The following is a 16,897-nucleotide window of genomic DNA, read 5'->3' as shown; positions in this document are numbered from 1 at the left end:
TATAGTAACCAAACACACCTATGAGACTGGCAATCATTAACTTAAAGAATGCTTGCCGCTTTATCAGCATACTTATGTATAATATGAGACCGATAAAACAAGCTGACAAAATATGGTGATAAGCAAACTGACCGATAATATATGATAATAAAATATAAATCATTGACTATCTAAAATATAATTCGCAATGCGTTCAGGTTCAAATGGGATATGTTCATATTTCACACCCGATTGTTCGAGTAATTGTAACGCATACGCATGATTATGATAATCCTTTGCGTAATAAATTGTTTTAATACCTGCTTGAATAATTGACTTTGTACAATTTAAACATGGGAAGTGTGTGACATAAATCGTTGCCCCTTCTGTTGATACACCTTGCTTAGAACATTGCAGTATTGCATTCATTTCTGCGTGTATTGTGCGAATGCAATGGCCATCTTCAAGCAGGCAGTCTTCATCGATACAGTGCACCTCACCTGCAACAGAGCCGTTATAGCCACCCGCAATAATTCGGTTATCTTTAATAATTGTTGCGCCAACAGATAAACGTTTACACGTTGATCGTAATGCAAGTAAATGTGCTTGTGCCATAAAATAATCATGCCATTCAATTCTTTCCATCTCGTCTCTCCTCTCAATCGTTTTATATGATTTAAATTGATTTTAACATCAAAGTAACACATGCTCCAATCATACTGTAAAATAGCTACACAAGTTCTCGTATGTTTTATCACCAATCCCTTTCACATCTTTCAATTGTTCAACTGATTGAAATTGCCCCTGTTCTTCACGATATGACAAAATAGCCTGTGCTTTCGCCGGGCCAATTCCCGGTACATTTGTTAAATCACTTAGTTGTGCGGTGTTTAAATTCACTGGTTGCTTTTCAGTTGATGAAGACACACCATTAGATGTAACAACATTTTTAGGTTGTTCCCCCTTTTTAGGGATATATATCATCTTTTGATCAGTCAGTTTTTCAGCGAGATTGATTTGGGATAAATCTGAGTTCGGCAAAATACCAGCTTTATCAAGTAATTGTTTTATACGATCATCTGACATCATCTGATAAGTATTCGGTTGCTTAACAGCGCCTTTAATATCGACAACAATTGGGACAGGTTGTTGTTGACTGCTTTGTATCTTATCATTTTTAGTCATTGATGTTGTCGCCTCTAGCGATGGATTTTGTTGTATAGGTAATGGACTCGATGCTTGTTCTGTTTCAGTGGGCACAAATTGAATAAGTGCAACAAATAAACCTATCAATACGATTCCACTGATTGTTGCAAGTAAGCGATTTTTAAGATACCATGCTTGTAATTGTGATAAAAATGACATGAGAAACCCTCCTTTGATGATATACATGCTCAAAGGAGGGATTTTACTTTTATTATTTGGAAGCAACAAAAAATAATCTGTCACTTTTAGGGTCATCACATGTAAGATCAAAGTCATAAAATGTTGTAATATTTTTAAAACCAATCGACTCTAACATACTTTGATAGATTGCTTTATCTAGTGTTCTCTGAAATTGTGTTTCATCATGGCGTACATATCGTCCGTTATCTTCTCGAACGAAAAATACTAAATCATGCCACACACTATGGGGTAATTCGCCTGGTTCTGTTTGCCAAACGAGTGTTAAATTTTCTCGGTCGTCTAAATAAGTCGCACCGTTAAATTGTGTCTCCATTTTATATGTTGTATGAACGTCAAAAATCAACACGCCATCATTTTTTAAATGTTGATGTACATGGTTAAACGTAGCAAGTACATCTTCTTCATCTGCCAAGTAATTTAACGAATCACATAATATCGTAATAGCATCAAAACGTTTTGACAGTTGAAAATCAGACATGTCCCCGACTTTCCATGTTATTTTGTCATTTTTTTGTTGTGCAAATGCTACCATTTCTTCACTTAAATCCATTCCGATGACTTCATCAGAAAAATTTAGAAATGTAGTCGTTAAAGTTCCGGTGCCACATCCTAAATCTAATATAGATGACACATGAGATTTAGGTAAAAAATGCTGGACAATTTCTTGCCAACGATGATAAGGTTGATCGTCTGTCAATTGATCATAAAAAGCACTGAGTGTTTGGTACGCCATTATGACTTAATAACCTCTTGATAGCCTAAAATTTCAGCATCTTGATATAACTTTTCAAGATTGTAGTAATCACGCTCATCTTTATGAAAAACATGCACAACAACATCTGCAAGATCAATTAAAATCCAACGTGCTTCATCGTAGCCCTCCATGCGTTTCACATGAATGCCTTGTTCTTCTGCTTTGTCTTTTGCCGCTTTAGCAATCGCTTGAACTTGACGTTCATTGTTACCATGACACACTAAAAAATAGTCAGCAATATCTGAGATTCCTTGCATATTAATTGAAATAATATCTTCTGCTTTTTTTTCATCTACTGCCTGTACAGTTAACGTTAATAATTCATTTGCGTTCATTTAATCATCCTTTAATTTTTTTCGTTCAGATTATAGTAATTTAGACAATCAATTGTCGATTGATACACACTGACATCTTTATTGACTAAATGCAAGACTGTTCTTTTTGATATTTCATAAATAGTACGGTCTAAACCGCCACCACTATATACGAGTTTACGAATTTCTTCAACACCTGGAATTTCTCTCTTGGGTTCGATATAGTCAGCAATAAAGACTAACTTTTCCGTTTTAGTCATTTTACTTCGACCAGTTGTATGATTATATATCGCTTGCAATACCTCTTCGTCCGTCACACCATATTGATGCTCCATAATAACGGCGCACACTGGGCCATGTAAAATTTCAGAACCGTAACTTAATAAGTTTGAGTCCAATTGATATTTTGTTACTTGTTGATACAAATAGCTTAATTCATCATATTTGCAGAAGTCATGTAAAATACCTGCGAGCTCAGCTTTTTCTTTGTCCCCTTCATAAATCTCTGCTAACTTCACTGCTGTTTCAGCAACCCTTAAAGAGTGTTTAAAACGCTTTTTCGGTAATTTTTGTTCAACAAGTTCAATTGCAAATTGTTTATCCATACAAACCCCTCCTCAAGATATACGACTCTACATTTAATGGCACCCACATATGAATCGTTTCATGATTTTTGCACTTTTCTCGTATGATTGTAGAGCTAATTGCCATTTCTGGAATTTCGAGTGGCTTAATAGATGCGTCAGCACTTTCTATTTTTCGACCACGATTTACAACGATAAACGTCACAATTTGTTTTAAGTCGTTGATACGATACCATTTATCTAATTGATCATACTGATCGGTGCCAATCACAAAAAATATTGAAACATTCGGATCTTCATCGTATATAGCTTTTATCGTATCATACGTATAACTTTTACCTTTGCGTTCAATTTCATCCGTGCGCAGTTCACCAAAGCCTAAGTTATCGATTACAAGTTGAATCATAGCAAGCCGATCTTTAATGGGGATCGGTTGCTCATGAACCTTAAGTGGTGACAAATAGCTTGGCATGAAATAAAATTCATCAGGTTTTAATGCTGCATTTACTTCACTCGCTATCATTTCATGAGCGCTATGAATCGGATTGAATTGCCCCCCATAAATGACGATGCATTTCATTATGGTAACTCGATTTGTTTGTTTTCGTTAGATTCACGATATAACACGATGATAGAACCAATTAATTGAACGAGGTAGCTATTCGTTGCATGCGCTAATGTTTCTGCCAATTCATTTTTATCATCTAAATTATTTTGTAAAATATGCACTTTAATAAGTTCTCTTTTTTCTAATGTTTCATCAATTTGCGTTACCATATTTTCGTTGATTCCTGCTTTGCCGATTTGGAAAATAGGATCGATATGATGCGCTTGACTTCTCAAAAAACGTTTTTGCTTTCCAGTTAATGTCATAGTAACCTCCTAAGTATTTTTAATCTGAATATAATTTTTCTTTTACACGATTGCGCATTGCATGCACATCTGCTTGCAATCCTGTCCAATATTTAAAACTTTCTGCACCTTGATATATGAACATATCAAGACCGTTATATATATTGTAACCTTGCATTTTAGCTGTTTTTAGAAAGGATGTCTCTGCAGGAATATAAATAATATCACAGACTAAGACATCCGGCTTTAATTGTTGCAATGATACGACTTGTTCTGTTGATGTGTGCATACCAACAGGTGTTGTATTAATAATAATATCGTAATGATGAGCGATATCGTCTACTTCTGATAAAGGATAGGGTGTCACTTCAAATTGCCAATCTTCAAACCGTGACATTGTACGATTTGCAACGGCAATCGGATGCTTTGTTCTATGAGATAGCGAATAAGCAATCCCTTTACTCGCCCCACCTGCACCGATAATTAGAACTTTCGCATCAGACAGATCACCGTAATACTCGAGCAAACCTTTCACAAAACCAAGTCCATCTGTATTGTGGCCGACCCAACGCTCACCATCAATGCGAACGGTATTCACCGCCCCAATCGCTTTAGCTTCGTCGGTAAGTTCATCTAAATAAGGAATGACGCGTTCTTTGTGAGGAATTGTCACATTAAAACCATCTAATTCATATTCTGATACAATATCTCTTAAATGCTCGAAATGCGCTGGTGGAATATTCAACGCTTGATAGCCATACTCCAGATCCAACGCATCAAAATTCGCATGATGCATAATGGGTGACAGTGAATGATCAATCGGGTGACCAATTACAGCAAACTTCATGCATTTCCCCTCCTACATAATTGATGGGCGTAAGTACACTTCTACGTTTTCAGGTACAGTAACGACAACGTCAGCTCCTTCATCAATCGTAACAAATCCAAGACCAGCGATCATGACATCTTTTTTTCCATCTTCAGTGCTTAGGGAGACTTGTTTTAAATTGTCAAAATCAAAGTTTTCACGTTGTGATGGCGGAGTTAATAAATCTCCCAGTTGTTCACGCCATAATTTATCAGCTTTTTCAAGTTTTGTACGATGAATGTGCAACTCATTTGAAAAATAGCAAATCAATGGGCGTTTGCCACCGTTGATATAATCAATTCTTGCAAGACCACCAAAGAATAAAGATTGTGCTTCGTTCAATTGGAACACGCGCTGCTTGATTTCTTTTTTCGGCATAATCAAGTTAAGTTCTTTTGTCGTCACATAGTGCGTCATTTGATGTGCTTGAACGACACCCGGTGTATCATACATAAAACTGTGATCGTCTAAAGGAATATCAATCATGTCAAGTGTTGTACCTGGCACTTTAGAAGTCGTGATAACATTCTTCTCCCCGACACTTTCTTCGATCAACTTATTCACTAACGTTGATTTACCGACATTTGTCGTTCCTACGATAAAGACATCTTGTTGATTGCGATGTCTTTCAATCGCTGTCATTAAGTCCTCAATACCATAGCCTTTCATTGCAGATAAAAGCACGACATCTTCTGGATTCAAACCATATGCTTTTGCACTGCGACGTAACCATTCTGTCACACGTCGTTTATTAATTTGCTTTGGTAACAAGTCAATTTTGTTTGCAGCAAGAATAATTTTTTTATTGCCGACAATACGTTTTAACGCATGGATAAATGAACCTTCAAAGTCAAAAACGTCAACAACATTCACAACAATCCCTTTTTTATCCGCTAAACTATTCAGTAACGTTAAAAAGTCTTCACTTTCCATACCAACATCTTGTACTTCGTTGTAATTTTTCAAACGAAAACAACGTCGACAAATGACATCTTCTTTGTCCAAGCTTGCTTTTGGAACATATCCCGCTTCACTTGGATTTTCCGACTGTAACGTTGCCCCGCACCCGATACATTTTAATGCTGCCGACATATCATGACTCCTCCCATGTAATGTAACCTTTACGTTTGAAATGACTAAGAATACGACGTTCAATCAAACGATTTACCTTCGTTGCTAAGCCATCTGAATTTTTAACTGGAACAACCATAATCGTGTACAGGCCACTACGATTACCACCAAATACATCGGTCATCATTTGATCACCGATGACAACGACTTGTTCCTTTTTCAATCCCATTTTACGAGTAGCCTTGCGCAATGACTTTCCACGCGGTTTCTGTGCTTTGAATATATAATCTACATTCAAACCCTTACAAAATGCTTTTACTCTTTTTTCATTATTATTTGAAACAACCGTCACTTTAAAGCCGCGTTCATCGATCGTTTTAAACCATTCTTCAACTTTTGGTGTCGGATTCGCTTCATCCCATCCAACAAGCGTATTATCAAGATCCGTGATGATACCACGAATATCTAGTTTTTCTAACTGCTGGAAATCAATTTCGTGAATGTCTTTCACATATTGATTGGGTAAAAATAATCTCTTTAAAATCCCCATGATGTGCCTCCAAAATTAAATAACTTCATTCCTATTATTATAACATATCTTATTCGCTCTCTAACACAACATCTTACAGTTCTTTTACAAGTGCTTGCACCATTTTACTTGAAGACTTTGAAGCCACTTTTAAAAATTCATCAAACGTCATGCTTGCTTCACCATCAGCCAAGTCTGAAATTGCACGTGTCACAATGAAAGGTTTGCCGAATTGATAACACGTTTGTGCAATCGCTGCAGCTTCCATTTCTGAAGCAATCGCATATGGAAAATGTTTCAGAATCGTTTCACGTTGTGCCTCAGTTCCAATAAAGCTGTCACCTGATACAATGAGCCCTTCCATCGCTACTTGATCCATTGTTTGTAACACTTGTTTCACTTTGCCAATCAAATAGTCATCTGCGTTATATGCGGCCGGCATGCCTGGAATTTGTCCCATTTCATATCCGAATGTACGAGCATCTGCATCATGATAGCCAACTTGAGTACTGATAACAACATCTCCTAGCATTAGACCCGGTTGTAATCCCCCAGCTGATCCTGTATTAATCACATAGTCAGGATTAAAACGATCAATCAAAAGTGCTGTTGAAATGGCTACATTCACCTTACCAATACCACTTTGTAACAAAACAACTTCATTTCCATCTAAGATTCCTTTATAAAAACGCGTGTGCGCAATTTGAGTTTCTTCAAGTTCTGTTAATTGCTGCTTTAGAATTTCAACTTCTTCTTCCATTGCACCGATAATACCTATCATGTTATGCCTCCTAGTATTAAGTCCTGTTTATTGAGTCGGTGCTATTTTACCACATTTTCATATAACGTCTCACTTGATTTCGTACAAATGCATTAATCCTTATTTATAGCTCAATAGAAAAAAGCCGAGACAACCTCAGTTATCTCGACCAAATACATCTCTTTAGTTAATTATTGTGTCCAAAGTTGTGCGAGTCCTTGGAATGAGAAAAATCCTGTGAAAAGCGTTACAATAACTGCTACAATACCAAAAATAAGCATCCATGTTGGGTGTTGATAGTCGCCAACAATTCGCTTGTTTTTCGAAGCGATTAAAACTGTCCCTAATGTAATTGGCAAAATCAAACCGTTCAATGCACCAGCAACGATTAATAATTTGACCGGTTTACCAATTGATAAGAAAATTAATGTTGATATAAGGATAAATGCAATTACCACATAGTTATCAAACTTATTTAACTTTTTGTGCAATGTCTTGATAAATGTCGTACTCGTATATGCTGATCCAATAACTGATGACATCGCCGCAGCAAACAATACAACACCAAAGATATTTTTACCAACTGGACCAATCGCATGTTCAAAAACAGATGCAGGTGGATTTTCTGGATTTAAAGTAACGCCCGTCACAACAACACCTAATACCGCTAAGAATAAAAGACCACGCATAACGCCTGTTGTTAAAATACCTGTGATCGCTGAACGATTGACGAAGGGTAAGTAATCTTTCCCTTTAATGTCTGCATCAAGGATTCTGTGTGCACCAGCAAATGTAATATAACCACCAACCGTTCCACCTACAAGTGTAATGATTGGTAAAACGAGTGCCGCTGGATTTTCAGGTAATATCATATGTTTCGCTGCATCTGCATATGGTGGGTTTGATTGCACCATGACATACGCAACAACTGCAATCATTAAAATACCTAATAGCATAGTCACAAAGTCCATCATTTTTTGCCCATTTTTTGAAATAAAGACGAGAATTGAGATAACAGCTGTAATTGCCGCACCTACACGTACGTCAATACCGAAAATGGCATTTAAACCAAGTCCTGCCCCTGCAATGTTACCGATATTAAACGCTAAACCACCGATTGCAATTAGAATGGAAATAAACGTTCCGAGTCCTTTCACGACTTCGTTCGCAATTTCTTGCCCTCGATAGCCTGTCACGACTAATACACGCCAAATGTTAATTTGTGCACCAATATCAATAATAATAGATAATAAAATTGCAAATGCAAAACTTGCTAAAAATTGTTCTGTAAATACTGCTGTTTGTGTTAAAAAGGCTGGTCCGATTGCTGATGTTGCCATCAAGAAGACTGATCCTAGTAATAGACGCCTGTGTGCTTTTGTGAACTGGAATTCACCTGGATTTTCAATTTTATTCGAATTAGATTTCATTCATTAGCCCCCTAATTTAACTATCTTGACTCCTACTTCTGTAAGTTGCTCTCTAATCTGTTTTACAAATTCTAATGCATGTGCACCATCACCATGCACACAAATAGTATCCGCTTTAATCTCTATCTCTTCTCCCGTAATTGCTGTTGTCTTACCTTCTGTCACCATACGAATGACTTGTTGAATGGCTTCTGATGTGTCTTCGATGAGTGCGCCCTGTTTTCTTCTGCTCACCAACTGGCCATCTTTTTCATAACGACGGTCAGCAAATACTTCTGAGGCTGTTGGCAATCCAACCTTTTCTGCTTCTTCTAATTGAATTGAATTAGAAAGTCCAACGAGATACAGTTTAGGATCAACCGCATAAACTGCTTCTGCTATGGCACGTGCAATATCTCGATCTATTGCCCCCATTTGATATAATGCACCGTGTGGTTTGACATGATTGAGAGTAACTCCTTCAATATCACAAAATGCTTTCAACGCCCCGATTTGATAAACCATCATGTGATACACTTCTTCAGGCGACATATCTAAATTGCGACGTCCAAACCCTTGTAAGTCAGGAAATCCCGGGTGTGCCCCGACGCTGACATTGTGTTGTTTCGCATATTTAACTGTTTGTGCCATGACATTTTCGTCACCTGCATGAAATCCACATGCCACATTTGCAGAAGTGATGAGTGGTAAAACAGCTTCATCATTGCCTACCTTATAATTACCGAAACTTTCACCTAAATCACAGTTCAAATCAACTTTAACCATGTTGAACCCCCTTGATAATATCATGACGTTCTAAAAACTTAATATCAACTTCGCTCGCATCCCCCTCACAGTATGGTGGATAAGAGAGAACTGCATATAAGAAGTCTGCCGTTGTCGTAAAGCCATCGATAATCATTTCATCCAATGTCACTTTTAACTTATTAATGGCATGTTCACGATTATCTCCTTTGACGATTACTTTAGCAACTAAAGAATCATAATATGAAGAAACAGTATAACCACTATAAAGCAGTGAGTCAACACGTACATTAAATCCTTGTGGTAAATGTAGTCTTTGAACAGTCCCCGGAGTTGGTCTGAACGCCTGTTCTGGATTCTCAGCATTAATACGTGCTTCGATAACATGACCTTCAAATGGAATATCTTCTTGTTTCAATGACAATGTGCCATTTTGCATAATGCGAAGTTGTTCGCATACAAGGTCAACATTCGTACGCATCTCAGTAACTGTATGTTCGACTTGGATACGTGCATTCATCTCAATGAAATAATACGCATCTTCAGTCACTAAAAATTCAATTGTTCCTGCACTACGATATTTTGATGCACGTGCCACTTTCACTGCATCATGACACATCTTTTCACGCTTCTCAGGTGTTAAAGCACTGCAAGGTGATTCTTCAATTAACTTTTGGTTTTTACGTTGTACAGAACAGTCACGCTCTCCTAAATGAATAAAGTTCGTTTCACCATCTCCAAGTACTTGTACCTCAACGTGCTTAGCGACAGGAATAAAGGCTTCAACATAAACACGATCATCATTAAAGTATTTATTTCCTTCACTTTTCGCCTCTTTAAACGTTTGTTCCAACATACTTTCGTCTTTTACAATACGGATCCCTTTGCCGCCACCACCGCTTGCTGCTTTTAAAACAAGTGGATAGCCGAGAGATTCGGCTAGTGTTTTCACTTCATCAACAGATTCAACAGATGATTTAGATCCCGGAATTATTGGAACACCCGCTTGATCGACTGTTTGACGTGCTGTAATTTTATCACCCATCAATTCCATTGTAGATTTGGTTGGGCCGATGAAATATAGCCCTTCATTTTCTACCTTTTCTGCAAAAACAGGACTCTCAGATAGAAATCCATATCCTGGATGAACGGCATTGGCATTCGTTATTTCAGCAGCCGAAAGAATGTTATGAATATTAAGGTAACTATCTAGTGGGTTTGCATTCCCGATACATACTGCGTGATCTGCAAGTTTTACATGCAAACTATCTTCGTCGCCTACTGCATACACAGCAACTGATTCCATATTCATTTCACGCAATGCACGAATAATTCTTACTGCAATTTCTCCTCTATTTGCGACTAATACTCGATACATCAGTACGCCCCCTTACTTTAATTTAACGATACATTGATTGTGTTCAATATTTTCGCCGTGATCAACAAGGATTTCTACAATTTCACCACTTTCGTCAGCAGTTACTTCATTCATCACTTTCATTGCTTCAACGTAGCCGATAATATCACCCTTTTGAATTACATCCCCAACTTTAATGACTGGTTTTGTTAATTCTTTTTCATCTTGTAGATAGAATGTACCAATCATTTGAGAACGGATTTCTTTAAATGTATCTTCTGATGTTTCTTCTTGAGTTTGTGCTACTTGTGATGCTGATTGTACTGGTGCTTGTGGTGACACTTGATATTCTTCACTTTGTTGTGTTGCAGGTAAATCAAGTTCTAACTCCATATCTTCATCACCATATCGGAAGTGTTTGACACCGTATGTTTTTAATAAAGTAAGTGTTTGTTCGATTTGTTTTAAGTCCATGGTATACTATCTCCTTTTAATACACTTTTTATTTTTCGTTGTGTTGGTCGTATATTTTTCAAATAACGTTGCGGATATCGTCGCAATTTCTCTTTTGCATCGGCAAGTTTACGGCCTTTGCGTGCAAGAATTTCATTTGCTTCATTAAAAGTGACCCACTCGAACTGTATTTTCTCGCCAGGTCGTTTTTGAATAACATCTACAAGGTCGCTATCAATGACTGTACCAATCTTTGTATATCCGCCTACTGTTTGACGATCGTTTAACAAGATAATTGGATTACCATCCTTTGGTACTTGTATACTTCCTAATGCAACGGGTTCAGAAATAATATCTGCACTTTCCATTGGCTTGATTGAACCACCTTTTAAACGGTAACCCATTCGATCTGAGCTCTCTGATACTTGGAATTCAATATGTTCAATTTCTGCAATTGTTCGTTTTGAGAACGAATCTAGCTGAGGCCCATCCATTATCCCTATTGGTAGGTTGTTGTTTGGGCTATAACTTCTGAAGTCACTTGAACGTCCAATCAGACTGATATCCATGTTTGTTGCGCATGTCGGTATAATATCATTCTCTTTAAGAACACGCCCTTTATAACCACCAACTTTCGTGCGTGTATGCGTTGAATAACTCCCCTCCACTAAAGGAATATCAAGTTGTTCAGCGAAACCGATGTATGCACGCATGCCTTCTTTTGCCGCTCCTAAATCTAAGATATCACCATCTTCTGCCTTGATGACTGTTTGATGTGGAATTGCTTCACCATTAAGCGTGGCTGAAAACTCTGCACCTGTAATGGCAAATAAATTTTGGGACAGAAACTGAATCTTCGGTCCAATCATTGTAATTTCCAATGCTGGTTGTTGTTCTGTTTCAAGTAGTGCATTCAATATCTCATAACTTGGACGATCCATCACACCCGCAGGAGAGAACCCTTCAGCTTGATGTCCAAAACGCCCTAAATCTTGAACAGTTGTAAATAATCCAGGCTTTAATATTTTAATGCTCATAGCCGATTCTCACCCACTCATCATAATTTAATCGTCCTTTTTCTACATATTTTTGAATATGTAGGAATTCTTCTTCGTTGATCGCATAAAATTTAATTTTATCGCCAGGTTGATAGAGAATTTTAGGATCACGTTTTAAATCAAAAACATCGATTGGTGTGCGCCCTATAATTTGCCAACCACCTGGAGAATCTGCAGGGTATAATCCTGTTTGATTATTTGCAATCCCCACAGAACCTGCAGGAATCTTCAAACGTGGCTCTTCCTTACGCGGTGTGTGAATACGTGCATTCAAACCACCTAAAAATGGAAAGCCAGGCATAAAACCAATCATATAAACAAGATAATATCCTTCAATATGATATTGAATCACTTCTTCAACAGATAACTTGTGATATTCTGCTACATATTCCAAATCTGGTCCCCATTTCCCGCCATATAGAACAGGAATGTTGACAACACGTCTCGGTTGGTTGATTTCTGTTGAAGAAAATTCATATGTAGACAATCCAAGTTCGTCTAACACTGTTTCATAAGTGACTGAGATGCCATCGAAATAAACAAGAATGGCTCGATATGATGGAACAATCTCTTGAATATGTGGATGATTTAATGATTTCAAATAGTCAGCTATCGCATTGACTTGATTGAAGATGTCTTCATTAATTATTGTATCGAAATATATCATAAAAGATTGTTCGCTAATTTGTTTAAATTCCATTTTCATCCCCCTTCCGTAATCCCTTACATTAAAATATTTTATCATCATTGGTATACACTGACAATTCAATGTTTTCTCAAGATAATAAGCAGTACAACGCATTTTTGTATAAATGAACAAAATTAAAAACATGTAAAATGTAATTACCAACACTATAAAGCCCGTTATATCAATGACTTTATAAATATTAAGTTATATAAATTTAGCACGTTGAAATATAAAAATCATAAAAACTATTCTATTTTTATATTGACATCCAATGTAAAACACGTCTAAAAGGACTTGTGAATGATAAGGAAATTGAATCGTTTTATAATTAAAAATTAAAAAATCCTTCTAAAACTCATTGTAATGTTAACGAGATAGAAGGAAGTTTCTTTGTATATTCTTATAGTTGTTTCAATATGGGGTTGAGACATAGTGCTCAGCCCCTTTCTTTTGAATATAGAAATCAGTATAATGGCAGTGGGTCTCTGAAGTGAAAACGCCTTTTTAAAAACTTTTTTCACTTCTGATCACCCTTGCCGTGGTGGGACGAGAAAATCTTTTATAGTGATAAATATTTCTGCCCTACTCCAATAGTAAGGATATATGGTTATGTATCAGAATTTAGCATGAAAGTATTAGATTAAAAATAAAAGAGGTTAGGACAAAAGTGCTTATGATTTGAGCAGCACCGAACGATGAGCAAAATTGCTTTTCTAATTTTGCTGAAATCATCTCAGTTCTGTTGAGAATTCTGCTTCTTGTTTACTGACAATCGACTTCCAGAATACAAGTTCATTATGTCTCAATCTCTAGATATTTTTGTTGGAATCCATGACTTGTTGAATAAGTTATTTGTAATTTTCAGGGGCAACATCTTCTAATTGTTTGCATAATAATACGCACTCACTTTGTCATCCTAGATTATTCAATGCAATTGCAATATTAAGATACCACACTATCTCATCATTTATAGATTTAGGCTTTATATCTAAACCAAGTAATTTTTTAAAAACAGCTTTCCATTTCTGTTCTCATTAAATTCTTTTACAATGTTATTATTTTGTTTTCTAAACGAATTACCTCGATATACGAATACAAAAAACACAATCACAACGAATATTATAGAAAAAATAACTGCCCTCCCCAATAATAACACCTAAAAAACGAAGCGTCGTATTTTCATATGGATATGCTAAATACACATAAACGAATATCAGTATAATCCAAAATAAATATAATAAACGCGTCATCCATTTATCCCTTTTTCATACATTGCCTTTTTTCTTTTAAGATTTTCAGGTTCATAAACTATGTTATTACAACCTTACACTATTTTTAAGTTCATCCTTTCAGTTGCTAATCATTTGAAATTAGTCATTTAAAACATGGTTACACCAGATTGTTGTGTGATGGAAATTGGCCGTGCTTATAACATATCCACAATTATCATAAAACAATGGTTTTCATAAAATGTATAACCACCTTTTGATTTTTAGCTGAAATGCATTAAGCAATAATTAGATGTTTTGAATATGATAACTATAACATTGATTACTTTATCATTAACTACCCACCATCAAAAAATAGACAAATATAAAAACCAAGACGTTGCATTCACGCCTTGGTCAAAAATTATTTATTATTGAATGTTTGTAATTTTAACGTTCATTTCTCCACCATTTGGTAGTGGCACACGTACTTCATCATTTAAATGCTTACCGATTAATGCTTGTGCCATTGGAGATTCATTTGAAATTTTACCGTTAAATGCATCTGATTCAGCAGAACCAACAATTTGGTAGCTTTCTTCATCGTCACCAGGTAATTCAACAAATGTCACTGTCTTACCAATTTGAACAACATTATTATCGCCAGTATCTTCAATAATAAGCGCATGGCGTAACATTGTTTCAATGCGTTGAATATCTTGCTCAATGAAACCTTGTTCATCTTTTGCAGCATCATACTCAGAGTTCTCAGATAGGTCACCAAAACTACGTGCAACCTTAATTTTTTCTACGACTTCAGGTCGTTTAACGGTTTTTAACTCTTCTAATTCTTGTTCGAGTTTTTCAAAACCTTCTTGTGTCATTGGGTATTGTTTTTGGTTTTCCATATGTTCATCTTCCTTTTTTTACTGGATTAATCTTTCTTCTGAACGAGTGCTTGAATCTTTGTTGTCATAATGTCGATAGCTACCTTATTGCTACCACCTTCTGGAATAATAATATCTGCAAACTTCTTCGTTGGCTCGATAAATTGATTATGCATTGGGCGAACGACGCTAAGATACTGATCAATGACTGAGTCCATTGTACGACCACGTTCACGTGTATCACGTAATAAACGGCGTAAAATTCGTAAGTCAGCATCTGTATCGACATATATCTTCACATCCATTAGATTGCGAAGTTCTTCGTTTTCAAGCGCAAATATACCTTCTACGATAATAACATCTTTAGGTTGAAATGCAATGGTTTTCTCACTACGTGTATGGTTTGTATAGTCGTAAGTCGGCACTTCTACTTCATGACCTGCACACAAGTCTCGCAAATTCTGAATTAATAAATCATTATCAAACGCAAATGGATGATCATAATTCGTTTCTAAACGTTCTTCAAACGTAAGATGAGATTGATCTTTATAGTAATAGTCTTGTTCAATCAACGCCACACTATGGCCTTCTAAATTATTCATGATCTTATTCGTGACCGAAGTTTTACCAGAACCTGAGCCACCTGCAATACCAATAATTGTTGTAGGCGCCATTGCGCTATACCTCTTTTCTCATCATATTATTTACATAGATTGGACGATCAACTTTAATTTGAATGATTTGTAATGGGTGACGTGCAGCATCCAATTCGTTGCCTTCTTCATCATAAATTGCTTCAACTACTTGCGTAAATGTTTCAATTTCAGGACCGAAAAATTCAACTTCTTGCCCCGGTTTAAAATGATTACGCTGTTGAATCGTCGCAATTTGTGTTTCTTCATCATAAGCTAACACAAGACCGATAAAGTCGTAAGGAGATTTTTTAGCTGATTCATTCCCAAACATTTGCTCTTCGTAACCTGGCGTTCCTTTAAAGAAAGCAGGTGCTGTATCACGGTTGGCACATTTATCGAGTTCGATTAACCATTCCGGTTGGATTTTAAAGTTTTCAGGGTCTGCCGCATAGGCATCGATTACTTTACGATAAACTGATACAACTGTCGCAATATAATGAATCGACTTCATACGCCCTTCTATTTTTAACGAATCAATCCCTAAATCCATCATGTTCGGAATAGATTCGATTAATTTCAAATCACGTGGACTCATCGCAAATGGTACTGCGGAACCGTCTTCATAGTAAACATCCAACTCACCATCTTCATCAACTGTAAGAAGATCATAATCCCAGCGGCAACTTTGACAACAACCGCCACGGTTAGAGTCACGTGCCGTCATGTGATTGCTCAGTGTACAACGTCCTGAATAAGCAATACACATCGCACCATGAATGAATGCTTCGATCTCAATATCGACTTTGTCTTTCATTTCTTTCATTTCCATTGCACCTGTTTCACGCGCAAGCACAACACGATCTAAACCTTCTTCTTTCCAATATTCAACCGCTTTGTAGTTACTTAAAGATTGCTGTGTTGAAAGATGAATTTCAAGTTTTGGTGCAACACGTTTACATGTTTCAATAATTAAAGGGTCTGCCACAATAATACCTGTTGCCCCTGTACCTTCTAACTGGATTAAATAGTCATCAAGACCATCGATATTTTCATCATGAGCGATGATATTCGTTGTAACATAAATTTTTGCACCATATCTGTTGGCAAATTCAACACCTTCACGGATTTCTTCAATCGTGAAGTTATCTGCGTTTGAACGCAATCCATATTCTTGTCCGCCAAGAAATACGGCATCTGCACCGTAATGAATCGCAATTTTCAACTTTTCAAGGTTACCGGCCGGCGCAAGCAATTCTGGTTTTTTTATTTTAGGTTTTGCATTGGTTTTCACTGCTTCTAATACCGTCATATGCTATCTC

The 16,897-nt window shown here is 36.6% G+C and carries 19 protein-coding genes and 1 pseudogene; all 20 read right to left on the bottom strand.

Annotated elements, in window-relative coordinates:
- Positions 1-159: 159 nt before the first annotated feature.
- Complete coding sequence (locus C7J88_RS02060; protein ID WP_095116715.1) at positions 160-624, bottom strand: ComE operon protein 2; 465 nt, start codon at positions 622-624, stop codon at positions 160-162.
- 69 nt (positions 625-693) lie between these two features.
- Positions 694-1,344 carry a helix-hairpin-helix domain-containing protein gene (locus tag C7J88_RS02055; protein ID WP_095116713.1) on the bottom strand — a complete coding sequence of 217 codons (651 nt, stop codon included), beginning with the start codon at positions 1,342-1,344 and terminating at the stop codon, positions 694-696.
- 52 nt (positions 1,345-1,396) lie between these two features.
- Entirely contained in the window at positions 1,397-2,119 is a 723-nt protein-coding gene (locus C7J88_RS02050; protein ID WP_095116711.1) for a class I SAM-dependent DNA methyltransferase, read from the bottom strand.
- Complete coding sequence (rsfS, locus tag C7J88_RS02045; RefSeq protein WP_095116709.1) at positions 2,119-2,475, bottom strand: ribosome silencing factor; 357 nt, start codon at positions 2,473-2,475, stop codon at positions 2,119-2,121. The genes C7J88_RS02050 and rsfS overlap by 1 nt, the downstream gene beginning before the upstream one ends.
- Positions 2,476-3,059: pseudogene (gene yqeK, locus C7J88_RS02040) on the bottom strand (bis(5'-nucleosyl)-tetraphosphatase (symmetrical) YqeK).
- Entirely contained in the window at positions 3,052-3,618 is a 567-nt protein-coding gene (nadD, locus tag C7J88_RS02035; RefSeq protein ID WP_095116707.1) for a nicotinate (nicotinamide) nucleotide adenylyltransferase, read from the bottom strand. Before nadD ends, yqeK begins: the two are co-directional and overlap by 8 nt.
- Positions 3,618-3,911, bottom strand: coding sequence for a ribosome assembly RNA-binding protein YhbY (gene yhbY / locus C7J88_RS02030; RefSeq protein WP_095116706.1), 294 nt, complete (start codon positions 3,909-3,911; stop codon positions 3,618-3,620). Before yhbY ends, nadD begins: the two co-directional genes overlap by 1 nt.
- Positions 3,912-3,930: 19 nt before the next feature.
- Positions 3,931-4,737, bottom strand: a complete 807-nt coding sequence (aroE, locus tag C7J88_RS02025) for a shikimate dehydrogenase (RefSeq protein WP_095116704.1) — start codon at positions 4,735-4,737, stop codon at positions 3,931-3,933.
- A gap of 12 nt (positions 4,738-4,749) precedes the next feature.
- Positions 4,750-5,850, bottom strand: a complete 1,101-nt coding sequence (yqeH, locus tag C7J88_RS02020; protein WP_095116702.1) for a ribosome biogenesis GTPase YqeH — start codon at positions 5,848-5,850, stop codon at positions 4,750-4,752.
- 1 nt (position 5,851) lies between these two features.
- Entirely contained in the window at positions 5,852-6,379 is a 528-nt protein-coding gene (locus C7J88_RS02015) for a YqeG family HAD IIIA-type phosphatase (protein ID WP_095116701.1), read from the bottom strand.
- A 73-nt stretch (positions 6,380-6,452) separates the two neighbouring features.
- Positions 6,453-7,139, bottom strand: a complete 687-nt coding sequence (gene mtnN, locus C7J88_RS02010; protein WP_095116699.1) for a 5'-methylthioadenosine/S-adenosylhomocysteine nucleosidase — start codon at positions 7,137-7,139, stop codon at positions 6,453-6,455.
- 170 nt (positions 7,140-7,309) lie between these two features.
- Positions 7,310-8,548, bottom strand: coding sequence for an NRAMP family divalent metal transporter (locus C7J88_RS02005; RefSeq protein ID WP_095116697.1), 1,239 nt, complete (start codon positions 8,546-8,548; stop codon positions 7,310-7,312).
- A 3-nt stretch (positions 8,549-8,551) separates the two neighbouring features.
- Positions 8,552-9,313, bottom strand: coding sequence for a 5-oxoprolinase subunit PxpA (gene pxpA, locus C7J88_RS02000; RefSeq protein ID WP_095116695.1), 762 nt, complete (start codon positions 9,311-9,313; stop codon positions 8,552-8,554).
- On the bottom strand, positions 9,306-10,670 hold the full coding sequence (locus C7J88_RS01995) for an acetyl-CoA carboxylase biotin carboxylase subunit (protein ID WP_095116693.1): 1,365 nt from the start codon (positions 10,668-10,670) through the stop codon (positions 9,306-9,308). Before C7J88_RS01995 ends, pxpA begins: the two co-directional genes overlap by 8 nt.
- A 12-nt stretch (positions 10,671-10,682) precedes the next feature.
- Positions 10,683-11,123, bottom strand: coding sequence for an acetyl-CoA carboxylase biotin carboxyl carrier protein (locus C7J88_RS01990; protein WP_095116691.1), 441 nt, complete (start codon positions 11,121-11,123; stop codon positions 10,683-10,685).
- Entirely contained in the window at positions 11,114-12,139 is a 1,026-nt protein-coding gene (locus tag C7J88_RS01985; RefSeq protein ID WP_095116689.1) for a 5-oxoprolinase subunit C family protein, read from the bottom strand. The genes C7J88_RS01990 and C7J88_RS01985 overlap by 10 nt, the downstream gene beginning before the upstream one ends.
- Positions 12,129-12,860, bottom strand: a complete 732-nt coding sequence (gene pxpB / locus C7J88_RS01980; RefSeq protein ID WP_095116687.1) for a 5-oxoprolinase subunit PxpB — start codon at positions 12,858-12,860, stop codon at positions 12,129-12,131. Before pxpB ends, C7J88_RS01985 begins: the two co-directional genes overlap by 11 nt.
- A 1,627-nt stretch (positions 12,861-14,487) precedes the next feature.
- Positions 14,488-14,964 carry a transcription elongation factor GreA gene (gene greA, locus C7J88_RS01975; RefSeq protein ID WP_095116685.1) on the bottom strand — a complete coding sequence of 159 codons (477 nt, stop codon included), beginning with the start codon at positions 14,962-14,964 and terminating at the stop codon, positions 14,488-14,490.
- A gap of 26 nt (positions 14,965-14,990) precedes the next feature.
- Positions 14,991-15,617, bottom strand: a complete 627-nt coding sequence (udk, locus tag C7J88_RS01970; RefSeq protein ID WP_095116683.1) for a uridine kinase — start codon at positions 15,615-15,617, stop codon at positions 14,991-14,993.
- Positions 15,618-15,621: 4 nt separating this feature from the next.
- Positions 15,622-16,887 carry a peptidase U32 family protein gene (locus tag C7J88_RS01965; RefSeq protein ID WP_095116682.1) on the bottom strand — a complete coding sequence of 422 codons (1,266 nt, stop codon included), beginning with the start codon at positions 16,885-16,887 and terminating at the stop codon, positions 15,622-15,624.
- Positions 16,888-16,897 lie beyond the last annotated feature (10 nt).

It is taken from the genome of Staphylococcus muscae, assembly GCF_003019275.1.
GTDB lineage: Bacteria > Bacillota > Bacilli > Staphylococcales > Staphylococcaceae > Staphylococcus > Staphylococcus muscae.
The sequence above is the reverse complement of the archived record's forward strand: the minus strand, read 5'-3'. Positions and strand labels throughout refer to the sequence as shown.